Genomic DNA, 22,272 nt, shown 5'->3' on the forward strand with positions numbered 1-22,272 from the left:
GGTCGTCGGGGCCGCCGGGGTCGGGGCGGCCGGGGTCGGCGCGGCGGCGGCCGGCACCACCGGCGGCGGGGAGCCGCCACCGCCGAGCACGCCGGTGGCGAAGAAGACCCCCAGCAGTACGCCCGCCAGGCCGGCGGCCAGCGCGAACCGCATCAGCGGATCGGCGGGCAGCCCGGGGCGGGCCACCCGACGGGCCCCGTACACGGTGCCGGACGGATCGTGGTGGGGATCGGGGACGGCCATGCCAGCATGGTGACCCACCGGGCGGGCCGACGGCCAGTCGGCCCGCGGGCCGGCGGGATCAGTCGACGACCCGGACGTCCTTCCAGAACGCCACCCGGTCGCGGATCTGCTCCGCCTCGGGCTTCGGGTCCGGGTAGTACCAGACGGCGTCGGGGCTCGTGCGCTCACCGTCGGTGAGGGAGTAGTAGGAGGCGGTGCCCTTCCAGGGGCAGACCGTCTGCGTCGCCGACTCGGTGATCAGGTCGTCGCGCAGGGTGCTTCGGGGGAAGTAGTGGTTGCCCTCCACCAGGACGGTGTCGTCGCTCTCGGCCACGACCTGGTCGTTCCACACGGCTTTCGGCATGTCACCACGCTACGCCCCCGGTGGGCCCCGGTCGCGGGCCCCTCGTGGACCGTCCCCTCCGCCGGTGCCGGGCGGGGTGGCCAACCCCGCTGAGCAGCCCGGCGAGGACACCACGTCGGAGGTTGCCGCCTGATCCGAAACGGTCAGCGGTGCGGTCCCCCGGAACGGCACATCACGCGTAAGGTGATCTCATGCGCGCGCTGCGTGATCATGAGCTGGCGGTGGACGCGTTGCGACGGTCGTACGCCGCCGTGCCCCCCGGGCATCCCGTACGCCTGGCCAAACGCACCTCCAACCTGTTCCGGCCCCGATCGGCCACCGGCACCCCCGGGCTCGACGTCAGCGGTCTGGACGGTGTCCTGTCGGTCGACCCGGTGGCCCGCACCGCCGACGTGCAGGGCATGTGCACCTATGAGGACCTGGTCGACGCGACCCTCCCGCACGGGCTGATGCCGTTGGTCGTGCCGCAGTTGCGCACGATCACCCTGGGTGGCGCGGTCACCGGGCTGGGCATCGAGTCGACGTCGTTCCGCAACGGGCTCCCGCACGAGTCGGTCATCGAGCTGGACGTCCTCACCGGCGCGGGGGAGATCGTCACCGCCCGCCCGGACGGTCCGGACGCCGAGCTGTTCGCCGCCTTCCCCAACTCGCTGGGCAGCCTCGGGTACGCCACCCGGCTGCGCATCGAACTCCAACCGGTCGGGCGGGCGGTGGCCCTGCGCAACATCCGGTTCACCCGGCTGGAGGAGCTGACCGCCGCCGTCGCCGACGTGGTCGCCAAGGGCGAGTGGGAGGGTCGGCCGGTCGACGCGATGGACGGCGTCATGTTCAGCCCCGGCGAGTCCTACCTGGTGCTCGGCTCGTTCACCGACGAGCCCGAGCGGCCCAGCGACTACACCGGCCAGGACATCTACTACCGCTCGCTGCGCCGCCGGGTGCGTGACACCCTCAGCGGCCACGACTACCTGTGGCGGTGGGACACCGACTGGTTCTGGTGTTCGGCCGCGTTCGGGGTGCAGCACCCGGTGGTACGCCGGCTCTGGCCGGCCCGCTGGCGGCGCAGCGACGTCTACCACCGGCTGGTCCGGCTGGAACACCGTCACCAGGTGGCCGCCCGGGTGGACCGGTGGCGTGGCCGGCCGGCCCGGGAACGCGTCGTGCAGGACGTCGAGATCCCGCTGGACGGCACGGCCGACTTCCTGCGCTGGTTCGACCGGAACGTGGGGATGACCCCGGTGTGGCTGTGCCCGTTGCGGCTGCGCGAGCCCGACGGCCCCGGCTCCGCCCGCGCCTGGCCGTTGTATCCGCTACGCCCCGGCCAGACGTACGTCAACATCGGCTTCTGGGGCAGTGTGCCGATCGCGGAGGGCGCCGCGGACGGCGAGGTGAACCGCTCCATCGAGCGGATGGTGTCGGAGTTCGGCGGACACAAGTCGCTCTACTCCGACGCGTACTACGACCGGGCGGCCTTCGACCGGCTCTACGGCGGGAAGACCTGGCGTGCCGTGAGGGACCGCTACGACCCGGACCATCGGCTCACCGGACTCTACGAGAAGGCGGTTGCACGAGAATGAGCCTGACCGACCGAGAACAGGGGGCGGCGAGCGCCCCGGCCAGCCCGCCGGCGGGGGGTCGGCGGGCACCGACCGTCGCCGACGTCGTCCGCGCGGTCACCATGCGGGACCTGCCGGTCCGCATCACCGGCTACGACGGCAGCGCGATCGGCCCGGCCGACGCCGGGATCACCCTCGACATCCGTTCCGAGCGGGGGCTGTCCTACCTGCTCACCGCCCCGGGCGACCTGGGTATGGCCCGGGCCTACGTCAGCGGCGACCTCGGGCTCGGCGGGGTGCACCCCGGTGACCCGTACGAGGCCCTGCGGGTGCTGACGGACCTGCGGCTGCGCATCCCCTCGCTGGCCGAGGGGCTGGCCCTGGTGCGCGGGCTCGGCTGGGAGCGGCTGCGGCCCCCGCCGGCCCCGCCGCAGGAGGCGCTGCCCCGCTGGCGGCGGGTGATGGGCGGGCTCCGGCACTCCCGCAGCCGGGACAGCACCGCCATCTCGCACCACTACGACGTGTCCAACGCCTTCTACGAGAAGGTGCTCGGCGACTCGATGACGTACACCTGCGCGGTCTACCACAGCCCGACCGACACCCTGGAGCAGGCCCAGTCGGCCAAGTACGACCTGGTCGCCGGCAAGCTGGCGCTCAAGCCGGGGATGCGCCTGCTCGACGTGGGCTGCGGCTGGGGCGGCATGGTCCGGCACGCGGCCCGCGAGTACGGCGTCACGGCGCTCGGCGTGACCCTGTCCCGGGAGCAGGCGCAGTGGGCCCAGGAGGCAATCGCCCGGGAGGGGCTGACCGGGCTGGCCGAGGTGCGTCACCTCGACTACCGCGACGCGCCCCGCGAGCAGTTCGACGCGATCTCCTCGATCGGGCTGACCGAGCACATCGGGGTACGCAACTATCCGGCCTACTTCCGGGCGCTGCGGGAGCGGCTGCGTCCCGGCGGCCGGCTGCTCAACCACTGCATCACCCGGGCCGACAACCGGGCCCCGCACCGCTCCGGCGCGTTCATCGACCGCTACGTCTTCCCCGACGGTGAGCTGGCCGGGCCGGGCCGCCTGATCAGCGAGGTGCACGACGCCGGGTTCGAGGTGCACCACGAGGAGAACCTGCGGCAGCACTACGCGTCGACGCTTGCCGCCTGGTGCCGCAACCTCGTGGCGAACTGGGACTTCTGCGTCGACGAGGTGGGCCGGGGCACCGCCCGGGTCTGGGGCCTCTACATGGCCGGGTCGCGGTTGGCCTTCGAACGCAACGGCATCCAACTGCACCAGGTGCTGGCCACCCGCAACGGCCTGGACGGCGTGAACGGCTACCCGCTGCGCCCGAACTGGACGCCCTGACCGCACCGCCCGTACCGGTCCGACGGGAGCCGCGCCACGGTGGCGCGGCTCCCGCCGTCCGCCGACGCATCGCAGCGCCCGCGCCCCGCACGGCGGACGCACCGGTACGGAGTTGTCCGCCGGTGGTTCCCGGGGCGTCGGGCTGGGTAATGCCCGGCGATGTTCCTCATCTTCGGACTCCGTACCAGGGTCACCCGGTCGGGGGTGGTGACCGCCGTCTGCCGGCACTGCGGCAACCAGGCCGCACAGGTGATCAGCCGCCGGTCGACGAAGTTCACCCTGTTCTTCGTCCCGCTGATCCCGATCCGAACAAAGTACGTGCAACAGTGCTCGTTCTGTGGCGTCGAGTCCGTCGTCGACGCCGACGAGGCCCGTCGCCTCCCGGTCGGCTGACCGTGGCCCGCTTCCTCTGCTGGCTGATCGGCCGCCCGCCAGGTCCGCCGACCGCGCCGGTGCACACCGCCTCCCGCCCGCCCTGCACCCCCGGTCGTCGCCCGTCGCGCCGCCGCCGGCGGCCGACAGCCGGTGCCCGTTCCCCCCGTTCGCCCTGGAACCGGTCCGCCGGCCGCTGACCCGGCCGCCCCGCAGCGGGCGTCGGCTGCCGGCCGGGGTCGGTCGGGGCGGCTATCGTGGCCTGTCGTGACGAGCACCGCGCAACGCCTGGCCGCGATCCGGGGCGACGTGCCCCCGAAACGGCACAACGCCCGGACCATCGCCGCGCTCACCGGAAACCCCGGCTGCGCCCGCCGGGCCGTGCTGGACGGGGCCGGGGTGGACAAGTCGGCGCTCGCGCAGCGGGTCGGCTTCCCCGCCCGGTTCGGCCAGTCCCGGTTCGCCATCACCCGGGGCAACGCGTTCGAGGCGCAGGTCAAGGCCGACGGTGGGGCGGAGCTGCTGCGGCTGGTCGCGCAGCGGTTGGGCGTACCGGTGCCGCAGCGGGCGAGCTGGACGGACCTGGGCGGCGCGGACGACCTGCCCGACCGGCGGGAACGCTCGCGGGCCGCGCTGACCGCCACCGGGCCGGACGCGGCGCTGTTCGACCATCCACTGCTCGGCCTGGACGTGGCCGGTCAGCGGGTGCACCTGGAACCGGATCTGGTCGCCGCCCGGCTCGGCGGCCGGTTCCACGTCGTGGAGATCAAGTCGTTCCCGGTGATCGACGGGCAGGCCGACCCGGCGAAGGTGTCCGCCGCGGCCGTCCAGTCCGCCGTCTACGTGCTGGCGCTGCGCGACCTGCTCGCCGCCGAGGGGCGGGACCCGGAGTCGGTGTCGCACGACGTGGTGCTGGTCTGCCCGCGTGACTTCGCCAACCAGCCGATGGCCAGCCTGATCGACGTCCGCAAGCAACTGCTGGTGCTGCGCCGCCAACTGGAGCGGATGGCCCGGCTGGACGACCTGCTCACCGCCGTGCCGGCCGGGTTCACCGTCGACCCGGCCGTCGACCCGGTGACGCTGACCGCCGCGCTGCACACCGTGCCGGCCCGGTACGCGCCGGACTGCCTGGCCGGCTGCGAGCTGGCGTACTTCTGCCGGGACGAGGCGCGCGGGCAGACCGGGGCGTTGGGCCGGCCGGTGCGGGAGGCCCTGGGCGGCATCGCCGAGGTGGCCGAGGTGCTGGCCCTGGCGGCCGGCGGGCCGGCCGTCGACCCGGAGCGGGAGGAGGCAGCCGCGCTGCTGCGCTCCGCCGCCCGGCTGCGCGCCGACGCCCTCGCCGGCCACCGGTCATGAGTACGCTGCGCGCGCTGGCGAAGGCGCAGGCGCTCGCCGCGGGGGTGGCCCAGCCGGTCGCCACCGTCCGGCACCTGCACCTGGCGCAGCGCCCGCTGGTGCTGGTGCCGCTGGCGATGGCCGGTGAGGCGCACGCCCCGCTCGCCGCGCTGGTCGGCACCGACCCGGCCGACGCACGGCTGCTGGTCGTGCCGCAGCCCCGCAACCGGGACCAGCGGTTCCGGTTCGTCACCGAGCTGGCCGCGACCGTGCTGCCCTGGCTCGACGGCTTCCGGGGTGTCTCGGAGGCGGTGGCCGTGGACCGGGGCCGCGACGTCCGCTACCGGTACGCCGACGCCCCGCAGCTGTGGGTGCCGAACCCGGCCGGGATCACCTTCCTGCGGCTGCTGGGCCGCTCCACCCGGTTCCGCCGCCCCGACGGGGAGTATCCGGTGCACCCGGCCGTCCCGCTGCTCGGCCGTTGGCTGACGTTCTTCGCCGAGCGGGCCGAGCAGCCCGGCTCGTCGGCGCTGCTGGCGATGACCGACGCGCTCACCCTGCACTGGGCGACCGGGCAGAGCGCGGTGGAGGACCAGCACCTGCCGGCGCTGCTCGGCTGGATCGACCCGCCGGCCGGCTCGACCGGGGCCGAGGCCGCCGCGCGGGCCGAGGACCCGGCGGTGTGCCCGCCGGCCGGCCCGGCCACCGACCCGGAGTTCGACAACGTGGCGCTCGCCCCGGTGATGGCGGCCTGGGCGGCGGCCGACGACGACCCGACCGCCCGCGACGAGGCGTACGCGGAGCTGGTGCGGTTGCTGCGCGGGCAGCTCGCGCCCACCTGGGAGCTGATGTGGCGCGGCCTGGGGCTGCTCGACGGGCTGCCGCCCGGTGCCCGGGTGGCGGCCCGATGGGCCGGTGACCGGGACGCCTTCACCGGTTACGCCGAGCACCTTGACGCCGACGGCGGGCCGCAGCCCCGGCACGACGGCGCGGTCGCGGCGGCGGTCCGGCTGCACCGGCTGGAACGTGCCGCGACCAGCTACGCCGTGCAGCGCGCCTATGACGACCCGCTGGTGATGGCCGAGCACCGGCTGGCCGGGGAGGCGTTCGTCGCCGACGTGACCCTGGCCGACCCGGGGCGGGTGGACGACAGCGGCAAGCGGCCGGTGCTGCGGCCGAGGATCCAGGTGGTGACCACCGAACCGGTGCGGATGCCGGTCGGGGCGACCCTGTGGTCGACGGCGCGGCCGGCCCAGAAGGCGACGGTGGTCTTCGTGACCCCGGCGGCGGACGGCCGGACCGAGGTGGTGCTGGAGCTGTCGGGCGGGATGGGACGGGGGCTGACCGCGCCGCCGGGCAGCGTGCCGCAGGTGGGGGAGCGGCTCTGCCTGACCACCCTGTCGGAGGCGTACCTGCCCGCCGGGACGTTCCCCACGGCCGAGGAGACACCGTGGACGCACGGGGGACCGCCGACCTACGAACTGCCCGAGGCGCTGTCCTCAGTGGTCGGATAGCCGACCCGGTGAGTGTGGCGGTGACCCGCCCGGCTGGCTAGGCTTCGATGGTTCGCCGTCCGTGATCCGTCCGCACGGTCGAGGTGCGCGTTGGAGAGAGAGCCGGAGCGATCACCGTGCTACCCCAGGACGCCGTCTCCGGCGCGCCGACCCGACCGCTGACCCTCCCCCGGGTGGGTGCGGTCGTCGCCGCGGTGGCCGTCGTGCTGGAGTTGTTCTGGCTGCTCGCCGCGCTGCCCAGGGCGGCCCTGGTCAGTGACGTCACCGCCACCGCCGTGGCGAGCTGGGCCAGCTACGCCTGCGTCCGCACGATGCGCCGGCACCCCGCCCCGCTGCGCCGGTTCTGGGCGCTGCTCGCGCTCACCATGGGGCTGGCCGCCGCCGGCCGGCTGCTGTGGACGGTGGACCGGCTGCGCGCCGACGAGCTGCCGCACACCCCGCTGATCGGGGCGGTCTTCACCGCCGGCATCGTCACCGGCACGGCCGCGCTGCTGACCTCGCTGACCGCGCCACGCAGCGCGGTGGGCCGGGCCCGCACCGTGCTGGACGGGGTGATCGTCGGGCTGGCCCTGATCCCGATCGGCTGGGTGGTGGTGTTCCGCGACGTCGCCGCCGCCGACCTCGACGATCCGCTGCGCACCCTCGGCCTGCTCTACCCGATGATCGACCTGATGCAGCTGACCATCCTGGTGGCGGTGGCCGGCCCGGCCCGCTCGGTGTGGCCGCCGCTGACCCTGATCGGGGCGAGCCTGGTCACCCGGGCCGGCGCGGACGCGGTCTACGTCTCGCTGGTCGCGCACGGCAGCTACACCCCCGGGCACCCGATCGACGTCTGCTGGCCGCTGAGCTACCTGCTGATCGGCATCGCCACCACCCGGCCACCGCCGCCCACCTGCGACGGCGCCGAGGAGATCGGCGAGTCCCCGCTCCCGTCCTGGTGGCGGGTGGCGCTGCCGTACCTGCCGGTCGGCGGGGCGATCATCGCGGTGGTGCTGGCCCGTCGCCCCACCGGGCAGACCCCGCCGCTGGTCTTCGGCGGCATGATGGCGCTGCTCGGGGTGCTCGCCCTGCGGCAGGGGCTGGCCGCCAACGAGAACCTGCGGCTGGTGGCCCGGCTGCGACGGCTCGCCTACACCGACCAGCTCACCGGCCTGCCGAACCGGCTGATGTTCAACCGGCAGCTCCGCCGGGCGCTGCGCGACGGGCCGCCGGTGGCCGTGCTGCTCCTTGACCTGGACGGCTTCAAGCAGGTCAACGACCGGTTCGGGCACGCCACCGGCGACACCCTGCTGACCAGCATCGCGCTGCGGATGCGGGCCGCCGTCGGCGGTGACGGCACCGTCGCCCGCCTCGGCGGGGACGAGTTCGCCGTGCTGGTCGCCGGGGACCGGACGGTCGTGCCGGAACGGCTCGCCGAACGGCTGCTCGCCGCCCTGCAACCGTCGGCGGGCGAGGAGGACGTCGGCGTCCACCCGTCGGCCAGCATCGGCATCGCCGAGTTCGGCCCGCAGCACGCCTCCCACACCGACGTGCTGCGCGACGCCGACATCGCGATGTACGCGGCGAAGGCCGCCGGGAAGTCCGCGTACCGCACCTGCACCCCGGCGCTGCGGGAGTCGGCGGTGACCCGGGCCGAGCTGATCGCCGACCTGCGGCGGGCCGTCGACGAGCGGCAACTGCACCTGGAGTACCAGCCGATCGTCGACCTCGCCACCGGCGTGGTCCGCAGCGCGGAGGCGCTGGTGCGTTGGCGGCACCCCCGGCTCGGACTGCTCGCCCCGGCGGCGTTCCTGCCGCTGGCCGAGGAGACCGGGCTGATCGTGCCGATCGACAGGTGGGTGATCCACGAGGCGTGCCGGGCCGCCGCGACCTGGCGGGCCCGGGTGCCCGAGGCGACCGTGGCGGTCAACATCGCCGCCGCGCACCTGCGCCGCCCCGACCTGATCGCCACCGTCACGGCGGCCACCGCCTCGGCCGGCCTGGCCCCCCGCGCGCTCACCCTGGAACTGACCGAGTCGGCGCTCATCGACGGCAGCGAGGCGGTGCTGGAACGGCTGGCCCAGCTTCGTGAGCTGGGCATCCGCATCGCCATCGACGACTTCGGCACCGGCTACTCGTCGTTGAGCTACCTGCACCGCATCCCCGCCACCGAACTCAAGATCGACCGGTCGTTCGTGGCCCGGCTGGACACCGACGCGCGGGCGTACGCCACGGTGGAGATGGTCACCCGGCTGGCCGGGGCGTTCGACCTGGCGGTGGTGGCCGAGGGGGTGGAGACCGAGGGGCAGCACGCGGCGGTCACCGCGATCGGCTGCGTCCACGGCCAGGGCTACCGGTACGGCCGTCCCGGCGGCCTGTCCGCCCTGTCCGCCCCCGCCGCCCCCCGCTGACACTCCGGCCGCCCGCCGACCCGGGAGTCGTGCCGGCCCGGCCGGGTCCACCGGCGCAGAATCGGGCTTGACCCTCACGTCGCGGCAGGCCGGAGCCTTGGTGCCGAAGGGAGGAAACCATGGCGTACACGGTGGGTCAGGTGGCGAAGGCGGCCCGGGTGACGGTCCGGACGCTGCACCACTACGACGATATCGGGCTGCTCTCGCCGGGCGGCCGGACGCCGGCCGGCTACCGCCGCTACGACGACGCGGACCTGGAGCGGTTGCAGCACATCCGCTTCTACCGGGAGCTGGGGTTTCCGCTGGAGGAGATCGCGGTGATCCTCGACGACCCGGATGCCGACCCGGCGGCGCACCTGCGCCGGCAGCACGACCTGCTGAGCGGGCGGATCGGGAAGCTCCAGGAGATGGTCGCCGCGATCGAGATCGCGATGGAGGCGAGACGGATGGAGATCAACCTGACCCCGGAGGAACGGTTCGAGGTCTTCGGTGACGTCGATCCGGAGGAGCACGCCGAGGAGGCGCGGCAGCGCTGGGGCGACACCGAGGCGTACCGGGTGTCGACCCAGCGGGCGGCGAACTACTCGAAGGAGGACTGGCTGCGCATCAAGGGGGAGCAGGAGGACTGGGGCCGGCGGATCGTGGCGGCGCTGACCGCCGGGACGCCCGCCGACTCGGCGGAGGTGATGGCGCTGGCCGAGGAGCACCGGCAGCTCATCGTCCGCTGGTTCTACGACTGCTCGTACGAGGTGCACACCGGGCTGGCCGACATGTACCTGGCCGATCCCCGGTTCACCGCCTTCTACGAGAAGATCGCGCCGGGGCTGGCGGAGTACCTGGCGGAGGCGATCCACGCCAACGCGATCAGCCGGGCCTGAGCGGTGCCGCCTGCGGTGGGTGAGGATGGGGGTCGTCCCGCCCACCCACCGGAGGTCGCCCGTGTTCATCGTCGCCGGAAGTCTCTACGTCGACCCCGCCGAGCGGGACACCTACCTGGCCTCCTGCGTGGAGGTGGTCCGGCAGGCCCGCTCGGCGCCCGGCTGCGTCGACTTCGCCATCGGCGCCGACCTGGTCGAGCCGGGCCGGATCAACGTCTACGAACGCTGGGAGTCCGACGACGAGCTGCTGGCGTTCCGGGGGTCCGGCCCGGAGCAGGAGCAGGTCGCGGCGATCCGTGGCGCGGAGGTGCATCGCTACCGCATCTCCGCCGTCGAGGCCCCCTGACCGGCCCGACCTGCCGTCGATGGGCCTGCGGTCCCGGCCGCCCTGTGGTGTCCCGGCGTCACCGCCGCCGGTCGATGCTCCCTGACCGGCGGTGGACCTGTCGTCGGCACGCGCCTGGTCGCAGCCCGTGATCCCCGGCCCTGGTCCCGCCGTCACCGCCGCCGAGCGGGTGGCCGGTCGGCGGCGAGCTGGTCGGGGGTGCCCGGTCGGCGGCCGGGTGCCGGGCTAGGCTGGCGCGACCGCTCTGTCACCAGCGTCGATCGGCTCGGCCGGCGGGCGCGCCACCCGGGGAGACCGCCGTGAAGCACCCGAAGTGGGCCGCCGCCACGGCCGCCCTCGTCGCCCTGGTGACGGCGGCCGGCTGCACCTCGGACGACAGCGGTGCGGGACCGACACCGACCGCCGGGTCGGCCACGACCGCAGCGGCCCCGACCGAGCCGGCCGCCGTACTGGCCACCGCCGCGCAGCGGGTCGAACAGCAGTCCTACCGGCTGACCCTGGGCGACGGCGCGGGCGGCGGGGACACCACCACCCTGGTCTGGGACCCGAGGGGCCGGCGCGGGCGGGAGACGACGACGCTGGCCGTGGCCAACGGCAAGGTGGTCATCGAGCGGCTCGTCACCGGCACCGACGTCTACGTGAAGGTGACCGCCCCGGACCGGCGGGTGCCGGTCTGGGACGGGCGTACCTGGTGGCACCTGGGCACCGTCGAGGCGGCCGCCGCGAAGCGGACCGGGCTGGACAACACCCGGTTGGCCAGCACCCTCGGCTCGGCCACCGAGGTGCGCGCCACCGGCGAACGGGCCTACGCCGGGACCCTGGACCTGCGGCGCAGCACCGAGGTGCTCGGCGAGGGGGTGGGTGGGGTGCTCGGCGAGCGGGCCGCCACGGTGCCGTTCACCGCGACGGTGGACGCGCAGGGGCGGCTGGTCCGCTACCGGATCGAGCTGTCCGGCGAGCCGGGCAAGACCTCGGCGCTCGACCTGACGTACGCGGACTTCGGCCTGCCCGTGTCGGCGGACCAGCCGGAGGCCGGCCTGATCGGCGAGGACCCACCCCGCAACATCCCCGGCGCCTGACCCCCCGAGCCCCGCCCAGGCGGCCCCGCCCCGCCCTGCCCGCCCCTGCCCGCCTGCCGGCCCGGCGGGGCTGGCTGGCAATATCGCCACAACTGCGGTATCCGCGCGCTCCGATACCGCTCTTGTGGCGACATTGAGTTGATCAACGTCGACCCGACCTGCGGGCGCGGGCGGGAGGGGCCTCACAGGAGCAGGTCGAGGAGGAGCACGCCGGCGAAGCCGACCACCGAGATGATCGTCTCCAGTACCGACCAGCTCTTGATCGTCTGTCCCACGGTCAGCCCGAAGTACTCCTTGACCAGCCAGAAGCCGGCGTCGTTGACGTGCGAGAAGAACAGCGACCCGCAGCCGACGGCCAGGGCCAGCAGCGCCACCCCGGGACGGTCCAGGGTGGCCGCCAGCGGGGCGACGATGCCGGCGGCGGTGATCGTGGCGACCGTCGCCGAACCGGTGGCGACCCGGATGCCCACGGCGACCAGCCAGCCCAGCAGCAGCGGGGAGAGGTTGGCGTCCTTGGCCGCGTCGGCGACCAGGTCGCCCACCCCGGCGTCCACCAGCACCTGCTTGAAGCCGCCACCGGCGGCGACGATGAGCAGGATGCCGGCGATCGGCGGCAGCGAGCCGCCGAGCACCGAGGAGACCTGGCTGCGGCTGAATCCGGCCTGGTAGCCGAGGGTGAACATGGCGACGATCACCCCGGCCAGCAGCGCCACGATCGGCGCGCCGGCGATGTCGAGGGTCTGCCGGGCGACGGTGCCGTCGGCCAGGGTCAGTTCACCGACCGCGCGCAGCAGCATCAGCACGACCGGCAGCAGCACGGTGAGCACAGCCGGCCAGAACCTGGGGGTACGCCGGGCCGTCTCGGTGCCGCTGTCGTCGACCGGGGCGCCCGGCCGGCCGGAGCCGGGGTTGACCAGGTCGTCGTCGGTGAGCAGGTCGTCGTCGCCGGCCGGTCCCCGCCCGGCGTCCCGCCCGACCGACTCCCGGGCGCGGACGGCGGCGGGGCTGCCCGGCCCGCGCCGGCCACCGCCGGTGGTGGGCGGGTGCCGGGTGGGCAGCAGCGCGGCCGGCGCGGTGGCCGGCACGTAACGGGCGATGAAGTTGCCGAACACCGGGCCGGCGACGATCACGGTGGGGATGGCGATGATCAGGCCCAGCCCGAGGGTGAGCCCCAGGTCGGCGTTGAGCGAGGAGATCGCCACCAGCGGGCCGGGGTGCGGCGGGACGAGGCCGTGCAGCACCGACAGGCCGGCCAGCGCCGGGATGCCGATCTTCATCAGCGGTACGTCGGTGCGCAGCGAGACCAGCAGCACGATCGGCACCAGCAGCACCACGCCGACCTCGAAGAACAGCGGCAGGCCGATCAGCGCGGCGACCCCGGCCATGGCCCAGGGCAGGGCGGTGCCGGAGACCCGTCCGACGACCCGGTTGACGATGCCGTCCGCCCCGCCCGACTCGGCGAGCAGGCCGCCGATCATCGCGCCGAGGGCGATCAGCAGACCCACCCCGCCGACCGTGGAGCCGACCCCGGCGCTGAACGACTCGATCATCGTGTCGGGGGCCATGGCGGCGACCACGCCGAGCACCGCCGCGCCGAGGATCAACGCCAGGAAGGGGTGCACCTTGCCCCAGGCGATGAGCACTACGACCGCGGCGATGCCCAGCAGAGCGGCCACGACCAGTTGGGCGTCACCGGCGCTGGTGGCCGGTTCCGCGGGTGCGGCGAGGAGGGTGAGCACGGCGATCACGACCTTCGGACGGGGTCCGACCCGACGAGGGGCGGGCGGTCACATGGGTGCGGGGGTGGGTGGTGGCTCCGCCGGCAGGCTGGGGGCCAGCCGGCGCAGCGACGCGAAGGTGGGCACCAGCGCGTCGTACAGCTCGGAGTGCAGGGGGAGTAGGGCGGCGTAGGTGGCGGCGGAGGCCGGTTCGGGGCGTACCGTCTCGTCGATGCGGACCAGGTCGGCGGCGACGTCGATGGAGTCGATCAGGCCGAGGGCCTGCATGCCGAGCAGCGCCGCGCCGAAGCTGGAACCCTCGTGGCCGGCGGGGAACCGCACCGGCATGCCGAGCGCGTCGGCGAGCATCTGCCGCCACAGGGGGCTGCGGGCGAAGCCGCCGCTGGCGTGTACCTCACGGACCTCGTTGCCGGCGGCCCGGACCGACGCCAGGACCAGGGCGAGCTGCTGGCAGACCCCCTCCAGCGCGGCCCGGACGAGATGCTCGCGGCGGTGCCCGTGGGTGAGCCCGACGTACGCCCCGCGCGGCAGCGCGCTCCAGTGCGGGGCGCGCTCGCTGAGCAGGTACGGCAGCATGATCAGCCCGCCGGAGCCGACCGGCGCGGTGGCGGCCAGCGCCAGCAGTTCCTCCTCGCCGTGCTCGCCGAACTCGGGGGCGAGGGTGTCGCCGGCCCACTGGAGCACGATCCCGCCGTTGTTGATCGCCCCGCCGACGACCCACCGGTCCTCGGTGAGCGCATAGCAGAACACCCCGCCGAGCGGGTCGACGGCGGGACGTTCGACGGCCACCCGCATCGCCCCGGAGGTGCCGATGGAGCAGGCGACGACGCCGGGGCGTACGGCCCCGAGGCCGAGGTTGGCCAGCGGACCGTCGCCCGCGCCGACCACGACGGGGGTGTCGGCGGGCAGGCCGGTGGCGATGGCGGCGCGGGTGGTCAGCCCCGGCAGCACGGTGGTGGTGGGCACGAGCCGGGGGAGCTGTTCCTCGGTGATGGCGGCGACGCGCAACGCCTGGGCGTCCCAGGTGAGCTGGTGGATGTCCATGAGGCCGGTGGCCGAGGCGACCGAGTGGTCGGTGACCAGTGTGTCGGTCAGCCGCAGCAGCACGTAGTCCTTGATGCCGACCCAGCGGGCGACCCGCGCGTGCAGCGTCGGCTCCTGCTCGGCGTACCAGAGGATCTTCGGCAGTGGGGCCATCGGGTGCACGGGGGTGCCGGTGCGCCGGTGCAGGGCCAGCCCCCACGGGGCGGCGCGCAGCCGTTCGGCCTGGCTGCTGGCCCGGGAGTCGGCCCAGGTCACCGACGGGGTGAGTGGTGCGCCGTCCGGGTCGAGACCGATCAGGCTGTGCATGGCGGTGCTGAACGACAGGCCGGCGATGCCGTCGCCCAGTTCGGTGACGACGGCGCGGATGGTCTCCACCACCGCGTCGAAGATGAGTTGCGGGTCCTGCTCGGCGTAGCCGGGGTGCGGCTCGTCGAGGGGGTAGCCGACGGAGTGGCTGGCGAGTTGGTGGCCGTCGGTGTCGTACGCCACGGTCTTGGTGCTGGTGGTGCCGATGTCGACGCCGAGCACCACGCGGCGGCGCTGGTCCGGACCGGTCACGGGCCCCCCTTCGCATCGGCGGTGCGGGCGTCGCGGCCCGGCTGCGGCTGACGTTACCCACGTCGGCAGCGCCCCGCACGGCGGAGAACCGGAAGGTGAGCCGGTGTGCGGTTCGTCGTGGTCCGAGGGATTTCCCTCCCCCGATCGGGTGGTAAATCCGTAATGCCGGGTCCATCGGTCTTATTCCTGCCGTTGAGCCGGGTGAACACCCCGGTTGGTGGCTCGCACGGCGGAGGGGTCGGCGCGGCGATGACTGATTCGACGGGTTCCACCTGGCGCTACACCTGGGCACGTCAGCAGAACGAGCGACGACGGCGGGCCTACCGCACCGTCGAGCGGGCCTGGCGACGCCGCGACGACGAACTGCGACGGCTACGGGCCCTCGCCGTCGGTCTGCAGGGCACCGCGGCGGCCGGGGTCGGCCTGCCGTTGGCGTTGGGCCCCGGCGAGGCGGTCCTCCGGGCGGTGCCCGGCGCGCAGCTGGTCGAGGTCCGCCACACCACCGTGCTACCCGCCCCCGACCTGGTCGTCGAGGCGGAACCGGGGCCGCTGCGCCACCGGCTGCCCGACGGGGTCCGGGTCACCGACGCCGGGATCGCGGTGGTCACCAACCGTCGGCTGGTCCTGCTCGGCGGGCGTGGCCGGCGCGACTGGGCGTACGGGAGGATGACCGGGCTGCTGCACGACCCGGCGGCCCCGGTCACCCTGATCCAGGTCCTGGACCGGCGGCAGACCTCCGGCGTGCTGCTGCCGCCGGGCGCGGCGGCCGAGTTCCGGTTCGTGCTGACCCTGGCCTTCGCCGACGCCATCGAGCAGCGGCCCGCCGTCCTCGCCCAGCTCGACGAGCTGATCGCCCTGCACGCCGAGAGCGCGCCGTTCCGGCCGGCGATCGCCACCCCGGCGCAGGCCCGGATCAGCGCCCGCGTCCCCGGCGGTCGGCGGACCGTCGCGGTGGCCGCCGCGCTGACCCTGGTGGTGCCGGCGGTGCTGGTCGAGTCCGATCCGCCGGTCACCCCCGAGGTGGCGTCGGCGGCCACCGCCGCGCCCGGTCCGGGCGTCACCCGGCCGCCACAGCCGTCCCCGTCACCGTCCGTGGTGCGGGAGCGGCGCTGCGGGGCGCCGGCCAACCCGATGGGGTACGACTACTGCGGCGGCGAACGCGTCCGGGAACCCGACCACCGGATCTGCGACTGGTTCGACTGCGTGCCGCAGTTCTGGGCCGGGCGCGGCTACCTGGTGCTGTGCCGCGACGGCGCGGTCAGCCTGACCGGGGGGCGGCCGAAGCCCTGCGCCGGCCACGACGGGGTACGCCGCACCGTCGACCGCTGACCGCCGCTCCGCCTTCCGGGGGTGCTCGTCGCAGGTGGGCCGACGTAGCGGTGTCGGGCCCTGGTCGATGCCGCCACTTCGGCCCACTGGTGATCTGCCGCCTGTGGGTGCGCGACTGATCTGCCGCCGGTGGGTGGGGTGACGGTCGGCCCCACCGCACGAACACGGATCGTCACATCGGTGTCCGATTGTGTGGGAATTCAGGCATTACTCCTACCTGGTTGTGTTTTTCATTGACACTTATTCAATCGATGGATAGTTTCTTGGGCAGAAGCTTGTCGAACGGCAATTGACTCACGGGGGAGTCGATCATGCACAGGACAATCGCCGTCAATAATGGCGTTGCTGCCCGCTGCCGGGTGGCCGCCCGCTGCCCGTCGTGGGCCGGCGTCGCCTACGACCGGCTACCGAAAGCGTCGCCATGGGGATGACGCCGGCAGCCCGACCCGCCAATGGCCTGCTCGACAGGCCGCACCGTACGCCTCCGGCACCGGACCGTCGCTGCTGACCCTCTCCGGGGGCGGCGGCTCGACGCCGTCCTGAGCAGGTCCGGCCCGCTTTCGCCGACATCATCCGTCGCCCCATAACCGTACCCTGCGTCGTCGTCGCTCAGCCGACGATCGGCACCATTTCCGCGCGCCCATTTCCGGCCGTTTTCCCGGCCGGTCGGGCGCAATTACCGCATGGCTTCGACCACGGGAATCCCTCCCGTGGAGAACATAGGGAGAATTGATGGGTAAACGCACCACGACCGGGGGAGTGGCAGCCACCGTGCTGGCCGCCTCGATGGTCGTCGCCCCGGTCGGCGGTCCGGCGTCCGCCGCCCCGCCCACCTCCGCCGCCCCCAGGACGGACACCTCGCTGGTGTCGCCCAGGTCCGGCAAGAACGTCTGGCTCTACGACAGCCCGACCCGACGCACCGCCCGTGCTGCCGCGGGGGCAGCGCCCGTGGTGCCCAAGGGCACCGGCCCGGTCCGCAACGGCACGCAGTTGTCGTTCTCGCTGACCGACCGGCTGGAGGCGAAGGTCAACGTCGGCTCCGGCAACCTGATGGTGAGCAGCACCGACCTCACCCTGCCCGGCGTCGCCGAGAACGTGACGCTCGGCGCGAGCTTCAACAGCCTGCTCGTCGGCGGCGACCTGGCCGTCGGGGCGCACGGCCCCGGTTGGCGTACCCGCTCCGGAGTGGACGTCAAGCTCTACCCGGCCGACGACGGCTCGGTCACCTACGCCGCCGCCGACGGGGTGGTCGGCAAGTTCACCGTCTCCGGCTCCGGATACTCCTCGCCCGGCGAGTTCAAGGCCGGCCTGGCCCACGACGGGAGCGGCTGGAAGCTGACCGAGCACGACAGCGGGCGGGTGCTCTTCTTCACCTCCGCCGGAGTGCTGGAGAAGACCGAGGACCGCAACGGCAACGTCACCGACTTCGTCTACAGCGCCGGCAAGATGACCCAGGTGACCTCCGACCGGGGTGGCGCCTACGCCCGCAAGGCCACAGTCGTCTACACCGGCGACCGGCTGACGAAGTACCAGCAGAGCGACGGCTACGGCGTCCTGCGCGAGGTCAGCTACGAGTACGACGCCAACAACCGGCTCAGCGCCATCCAGTCACCTGCGTCATCCCGCCGCTGGACGTTCGAGTACGACAGCGCCGGTGACCTGGTGAAGATCTGGACCAAGGACGACACCTACAGCACCGTCACCTACGACGGTCAGCACCGGGTCACCTCGTTCACCCAGGTCACCAACAACGCCACCGGGCAGGGCGCCACCACCCGGCTGGCGTACCCGACGTCGTCGCGGACGTTGGTGGCCGACCCCCGGCAGGACCTGTCCCAGCCGGTGGCGAACGTGCCGAACACCACCTACGACCTCAACAGCGACAAGCGGGTCACCAAGGTCACCGACCCGGCCGGCAACAGCCGGAGCAAGACGTACACGCCGTTCAGCGACGTGGCCAGTTCGGTCAGCCCCGAGGACGGCACCGTCACCAACACCTACGGCGCGAACGCGGGCGAGTCGCTGACCAAGTCGGCCTCGCCCACCGGGGCCAGCGCGTCCGCCGCGTACGCCAACGCGGCGACCTCGACGAACCCGACGGCGAACTTCCAGCCGTCGTCGTCGATCGACACCCAGAGCAACAGCTCGACCTACACCTACAACGGCGCCGGCAACCGCACCTCGACCGCCGACGCGCTCGCCGCCGAGGCCAAGGTCGACTACAACACCGACGGCACCGTCAAGACCTCGACCGACCCGGCCAACACCGGTAACCCCACCAACTACACCTACGACTCGAACAAGCAGGTCACCAAGGTCACCCCGCCGACCGGCAACGGGCTGGCCGTGAAGAACTTCACCTACGACAGCCTGGGCCGGCTGGAGACCGTCGACGACGGCTGCCTGACCACCTACCAGTGGAGCAAGGACGACCGGGTCCAGAAGATCAGCTACTCCGGCTGCGGCACCCTCACCGCTGTCACCTTCGAGTACGGCCGGGCCGGCAACGTGATCAGCCGGGTCGACTCCTCGGGCACCACCACCTGGGAGTACGACCTGCTCAACCGGCTGCGTCGGCGCACCAACCCGGGCACCCCGACGTTCGTGTACGCGCACGACGTCGCCGGCAACCTGACCGAGCTCACCGACGGCCGGGGCACCACGAAGTACTACTACAACACCCGCAGCTGGCTGGTCCGGATGGACACCGCCGGGAACACCCGCTACAACTTCTCGTACGACAAGAACGGCAACCGGCTCAACACGTACTTCGCCAGCGACGAGACGAACAGCGCGTACGCCATGCGGATCAAGACGGTGTACGACAAGTCGGACCGGCCCACCCGGATCACCGCCACCCGCAACTCGGCGAGCCCGGCCACCGTCTTCGACGTCACCTACTGCTACGCGAAGTACACAGCCGGTCAGCCCTGCTCGACGGCGACGGCCGACGACACCGGCCTGCGCCAGTGGCAGAAGGACGAGGTCGGCGGCGCGGTCAGCCAGTTCACCTACGACAAGGGCAACCGGCTGACCAAGGCCACCAACTACAACGGCAAGACCTACGACTACGCGTACGACAGCAACGGCAACCGGACCAGCGTCAAGGTCGACGGCAGCACCACCCAGACCCTGACCTACAACTCCGCCAACCAGATCACCACCACCAACAACACCTACGACGGGCGGGGCAACCAGACCCGGGTCAGCACGCCGTCGGTCAACCCGGTGACGTACAACCCGGCCAAGCAGATGACCGGCGCGAACGCCACCACCTACGGCTACGCCGGCAGTGACCAGGTCGAGTTGGTCCGGGCCGGCACCACCACCATGCAGTACGGCCTGGAGGACCAGCACGGGATGGCCTCGCTGCAGTCCTGGACGGCGGGCGGCACCACCGCCTACGTGGAGCGCGACGGCATCGGCACCCCGCTGGGACTGCGCGTCGGCACCACCGACCACGCGTACGTCCTGGACGCACTCGGCTCCACCGTCGCGATCGTCAAGGCCGACGGCACCGTGGCGGCGACCTACAAGTACGACCCCTACGGCAACGGCACCCTCACCGACGAGTACTACCTCGGCGCGGCCACCAACGTGGTCCGCTATGCAGGCGGCACGTACGACTCGCAGACCGGCTTCACCAAGTTCGGACAGCGCTGGTACAACCCGGGTCAGGGCCGCTTCACCCAGCAGGACAACCTCAGCTTCATCGGCAACCCGAAGCACGGCAACCGGTACGCCTACGCTGCCTGCAATCCGACCAACAATATCGATCCCACTGGAGCGGCTTCAGAGTGTTTCGTGGCGGGCATGCTTCTCGCGGTCGGAGTCGTTGGGCTTGCTGCAAGCTCGGTTGCGCTGGTGGGAATCACTGCCAGCACTGCCGCTATTCAGGTGGCGGCAACCCTGGTAGGTTTCGAAGTCTCCGTATTCTCGCTGCCTTTTGGTATCGACGCAGTTATGGACATGTGTTAAAGGTATGGAGGAATTTGTGGGAAATCGTGACAGGGGCCGCCTTGACTGGAGGGTCGGCGCGGCAACGGCAACGCCATTTCTCGGCGCACTCTCTGCTGCCGGGGTTGCTCTCCTGGCTGATGGCATCGACCCTGCAGCGAGATACGTGGCAATCGCGCTCAGTGCCGCCTGCCTCGTGCTCGGGTTGTTGATGATCGTCAAGCGACGGCGTTAGCCTTCAGGTCCAATCGGTCGCTTCCCAGCGCGATGGGGCACTCCTGCCACGGGGGAGTGCCCCATCGGCGTGGCCTGCCGTCTCCATGTTCGAGGGCTGGAACGGCCGTCAGCAGGCCGGTGGAAGACCGGTGCGGGTGAGAAGGTCACAGGTTGCGGTCGTGCTCGCCATCGTGGCCGCCCCTGCCGTCCCGGTGGCGCTCGCGCTGCTTGTCACGCGGCGGAGATGACCACCCGGGGCTTGGGCTGACGAGAGAGACGAGAGAGCAGCATGGCAGAGGGCGTCAGGAAAGCGGGCGGTCGGCCCGAGACCGTACTCATCGTGCTGTTGCTGGTAACCGGCGGAATCGGGTTGTCCGGTCGATGGTGGCCGGGTGCCGTGTTCGCGTTGCTGGTGGCGGTCCTTCTGCTGATCCGAGTCGCTGTACGTCGTCGCAGCGGCTGACCGCTGATCTGCTCCGCATCCGGGCCGCCCAGGGTATCCAGCCGTGGGCGGCCCCGGGTGCGTCGTGCAGGAGTGGACGGGTGTGCCGCTGGCCGTCCGGGTGGTGGCGGGGCCGTCGCATCATGTACGGCGTGATCCATTTCAAGCGTAAGCAGCGCAAGAAGAAGCGTGACTGGTGCGACGCCGACTGCGACGTCTGCGACTGTGACGGCCTGCCCTGCTGTGACTTCGGCCTGTTCTCGTTCCTGCTTACCCTCGGCGCGACCACCGCCCGGGTCAGCCGCGCGCCGGTGGTGGACCGGGCGGGCCGGGCGGCGATCCTCGGTTACCGACGGTGGTTGTCGCACCGCTGGCCGGGGCAGTGCCGTTACACCCCGACGTGCAGCGCGTACGGGCTGGCCGCCGTCGAACGGCACGGCCTGGCCGTCGGCGGCCGGATGGCGGCGGACCGGCTGCGCCGGTGCCGGCCGGGCGTTCCGCGGGGCACCCACGACCCGGTCCGCTGACCGTCCGGCGGGTCTAGGCGACGACGTCCCGGTAGACCTCGACGTCGTAGATGAGCCGGACGGGCTCGCCGTTGGTGGTGCCGACGAAGACGGGTTCCGCGGCGGGGGTGCGCCCCCGCCGCCACACCTCGTCGCGGGCGGCGTCCCGGGATTCGCGGTGGACCTTCCCGGCCCGGTGCAGTTCCACCACCCGGCGCGCGGTGTACCGGTCGCTGTCCAGTTGTATGCGCATCAGCGGCACGGTCGCCACCGCCCTTCCGCGGGTACCCACCGTCCACCGGGGACGCGGTCGGCGGTCCTTAATCTAACATTGTTAAATTAACTGTGCACGGTACTAGGCTGCTGCGGGTGGACGCGACCGAGTTCAGTGGCCGACCGGACGGCCGATCCGCCCCCATCTGGCTGCGGACGGAGCCGGCCCGCAACCGCCGGACCACCCCGCTGACCCGGGAACGGATCGTGACGGCGGCCGTCGACCTGCTCGACCGCACCGGCGTCGACGGGCTGACCATGCGCCGGCTGGCCGAACGCCTCACGGTCACCCCCACCGCCCTGTACTGGCACGTCACGACCCGGGACGACGTCCTCGACCTGGCCGTCGACCACATCTTCGGCGAGGTGCCGCTGCCGGCCGCCGGCCCCGACTGGCGTGCCGACGTGCGCACGCTGACCTGCGGCTGGCGGGCGGCCATGCTCCGCCATCCCTGGGCACCCGGCCTGATCGGCCGGCCCATGCTCGGCCCGCACGTCCTCGCCCGGACGGAGTTCCTGCAGGCGGCGCTGGTCCGCGCCGGGCTCACCGGCCGGCACCTCGCCGTGGTCACCCGACTGGTGGCCAACTACGTGATCGGCGCGGCGCTCACCGAGGCCACCTGGCGGCAGACCGACGACCCCGGGGCCCGCGCCGAAGCCCGCCGGCACCTCGTGGCCAACGCCGCCGCCTACCCCACCCTCACCGCCTCCGGCCACCTCGACGACGGCCGGTGGAGCGACGACGACCTCTTCGTCCGGGGCCTCGACGCGATCCTCGCCACCGCCCCGGGGAGCTGACC

Annotated in this window: 17 protein-coding genes and 1 pseudogene; 13 read left to right on the plus strand and 5 right to left on the minus strand. The window is 73.0% G+C overall.

What is annotated here, in order from left to right:
* Together ACOJTC_RS12140 and ACOJTC_RS12145 are read right to left on the minus strand one after the other, a co-directional pair.
* A pseudogene (locus ACOJTC_RS12140) lies at nt 1-243 on the minus strand (hypothetical protein); the annotation flags it as partial.
* A 58-nt stretch (nt 244-301) separates the two neighbouring features.
* Nucleotides 302-586 (minus strand): DUF427 domain-containing protein, encoded by a 285-nt coding sequence (locus tag ACOJTC_RS12145; RefSeq protein ID WP_204927283.1) that lies wholly within the window; start codon nt 584-586, stop codon nt 302-304.
* A gap of 191 nt (nt 587-777) precedes the next feature.
* On the opposite strand from ACOJTC_RS12145, the gene ACOJTC_RS12150 reads away from it, so the two are divergent.
* The 9 genes from ACOJTC_RS12150 (at nt 778) to ACOJTC_RS12190 (ending at nt 11,408) form a co-directional block, all read left to right on the plus strand.
* Nucleotides 778-2,160: an FAD-binding oxidoreductase gene (locus ACOJTC_RS12150; protein WP_420116921.1), complete on the plus strand. Its 1,383-nt coding sequence runs from the start codon at nt 778-780 to the stop codon at nt 2,158-2,160.
* Nucleotides 2,157-3,494 (plus strand): class I SAM-dependent methyltransferase, encoded by a 1,338-nt coding sequence (locus tag ACOJTC_RS12155; protein ID WP_420116922.1) that lies wholly within the window; start codon nt 2,157-2,159, stop codon nt 3,492-3,494. Before ACOJTC_RS12150 ends, ACOJTC_RS12155 begins: the two co-directional genes overlap by 4 nt.
* 159 nt (nt 3,495-3,653) lie before the next feature.
* Complete coding sequence (locus tag ACOJTC_RS12160; RefSeq protein WP_204927278.1) at nt 3,654-3,887, plus strand: zinc-ribbon domain-containing protein; 234 nt, start codon at nt 3,654-3,656, stop codon at nt 3,885-3,887.
* A 246-nt stretch (nt 3,888-4,133) separates the two neighbouring features.
* Nucleotides 4,134-5,222 (plus strand): hypothetical protein, encoded by a 1,089-nt coding sequence (locus ACOJTC_RS12165; protein ID WP_420116923.1) that lies wholly within the window; start codon nt 4,134-4,136, stop codon nt 5,220-5,222.
* Nucleotides 5,219-6,715, plus strand: coding sequence for a hypothetical protein (locus tag ACOJTC_RS12170; protein ID WP_420116924.1), 1,497 nt, complete (start codon nt 5,219-5,221; stop codon nt 6,713-6,715). Before ACOJTC_RS12165 ends, ACOJTC_RS12170 begins: the two co-directional genes overlap by 4 nt.
* Before the next feature lie 83 nt (nt 6,716-6,798).
* Nucleotides 6,799-9,105 (plus strand): putative bifunctional diguanylate cyclase/phosphodiesterase, encoded by a 2,307-nt coding sequence (locus tag ACOJTC_RS12175; protein WP_420116925.1) that lies wholly within the window; start codon nt 6,799-6,801, stop codon nt 9,103-9,105.
* A 119-nt stretch (nt 9,106-9,224) separates the two neighbouring features.
* Nucleotides 9,225-9,983, plus strand: coding sequence for a MerR family transcriptional regulator (locus tag ACOJTC_RS12180; RefSeq protein ID WP_357931485.1), 759 nt, complete (start codon nt 9,225-9,227; stop codon nt 9,981-9,983).
* Nucleotides 9,984-10,008: 25 nt separating this feature from the next.
* Nucleotides 10,009-10,329 carry a putative quinol monooxygenase gene (locus tag ACOJTC_RS12185; protein WP_204927274.1) on the plus strand — a complete coding sequence of 107 codons (321 nt, stop codon included), beginning with the start codon at nt 10,009-10,011 and terminating at the stop codon, nt 10,327-10,329.
* Nucleotides 10,330-10,628: 299 nt separating this feature from the next.
* A complete protein-coding gene (locus tag ACOJTC_RS12190) occupies nt 10,629-11,408 on the plus strand; it encodes a hypothetical protein (protein WP_420116926.1) in 780 nt (259 codons plus the stop codon).
* A gap of 182 nt (nt 11,409-11,590) precedes the next feature.
* Here the strand turns inward: ACOJTC_RS12190 and ACOJTC_RS12195 are convergent, their stop codons facing one another.
* Together ACOJTC_RS12195 and ACOJTC_RS12200 are read right to left on the minus strand one after the other, a co-directional pair.
* Complete coding sequence (locus ACOJTC_RS12195; RefSeq protein ID WP_420116957.1) at nt 11,591-13,147, minus strand: SLC13 family permease; 1,557 nt, start codon at nt 13,145-13,147, stop codon at nt 11,591-11,593.
* Nucleotides 13,148-13,195: 48 nt separating this feature from the next.
* Nucleotides 13,196-14,749: a gluconokinase gene (locus ACOJTC_RS12200; RefSeq protein ID WP_420116927.1), complete on the minus strand. Its 1,554-nt coding sequence runs from the start codon at nt 14,747-14,749 to the stop codon at nt 13,196-13,198.
* 249 nt (nt 14,750-14,998) lie between these two features.
* Here ACOJTC_RS12200 and ACOJTC_RS12205 point away from each other — a divergent pair, with 249 nt between their 5' ends.
* From ACOJTC_RS12205 to yidD, 3 genes are all read left to right on the plus strand, one after another.
* Nucleotides 14,999-16,078: a hypothetical protein gene (locus ACOJTC_RS12205; RefSeq protein WP_420116928.1), complete on the plus strand. Its 1,080-nt coding sequence runs from the start codon at nt 14,999-15,001 to the stop codon at nt 16,076-16,078.
* 732 nt (nt 16,079-16,810) lie between these two features.
* The gene (locus ACOJTC_RS12210) at nt 16,811-20,056 is read left to right on the plus strand and encodes an RHS repeat-associated core domain-containing protein (protein ID WP_420116929.1); all 3,246 of its coding nucleotides are present in this window, start codon (nt 16,811-16,813) and stop codon (nt 20,054-20,056) included.
* Between the two features lie 780 nt (nt 20,057-20,836).
* Complete coding sequence (gene yidD, locus ACOJTC_RS12215; RefSeq protein WP_357931494.1) at nt 20,837-21,220, plus strand: membrane protein insertion efficiency factor YidD; 384 nt, start codon at nt 20,837-20,839, stop codon at nt 21,218-21,220.
* Between the two features lie 13 nt (nt 21,221-21,233).
* On the opposite strand, the gene ACOJTC_RS12220 is transcribed toward yidD, so the two are convergent.
* Nucleotides 21,234-21,452, minus strand: a complete 219-nt coding sequence (locus ACOJTC_RS12220) for a hypothetical protein (RefSeq protein ID WP_357931497.1) — start codon at nt 21,450-21,452, stop codon at nt 21,234-21,236.
* A 116-nt stretch (nt 21,453-21,568) separates the two neighbouring features.
* Between ACOJTC_RS12220 and ACOJTC_RS12225 the strand changes: the two genes are divergently transcribed.
* A complete protein-coding gene (locus ACOJTC_RS12225; protein ID WP_420116930.1) occupies nt 21,569-22,270 on the plus strand; it encodes a TetR/AcrR family transcriptional regulator C-terminal domain-containing protein in 702 nt (233 codons plus the stop codon).
* The last annotated feature ends 2 nt before the right edge of the window (nt 22,271-22,272 follow it).

This window comes from Micromonospora sp. (assembly GCF_048594385.1).
Taxonomy (GTDB): domain Bacteria; phylum Actinomycetota; class Actinomycetes; order Mycobacteriales; family Micromonosporaceae; genus Micromonospora; species Micromonospora wenchangensis.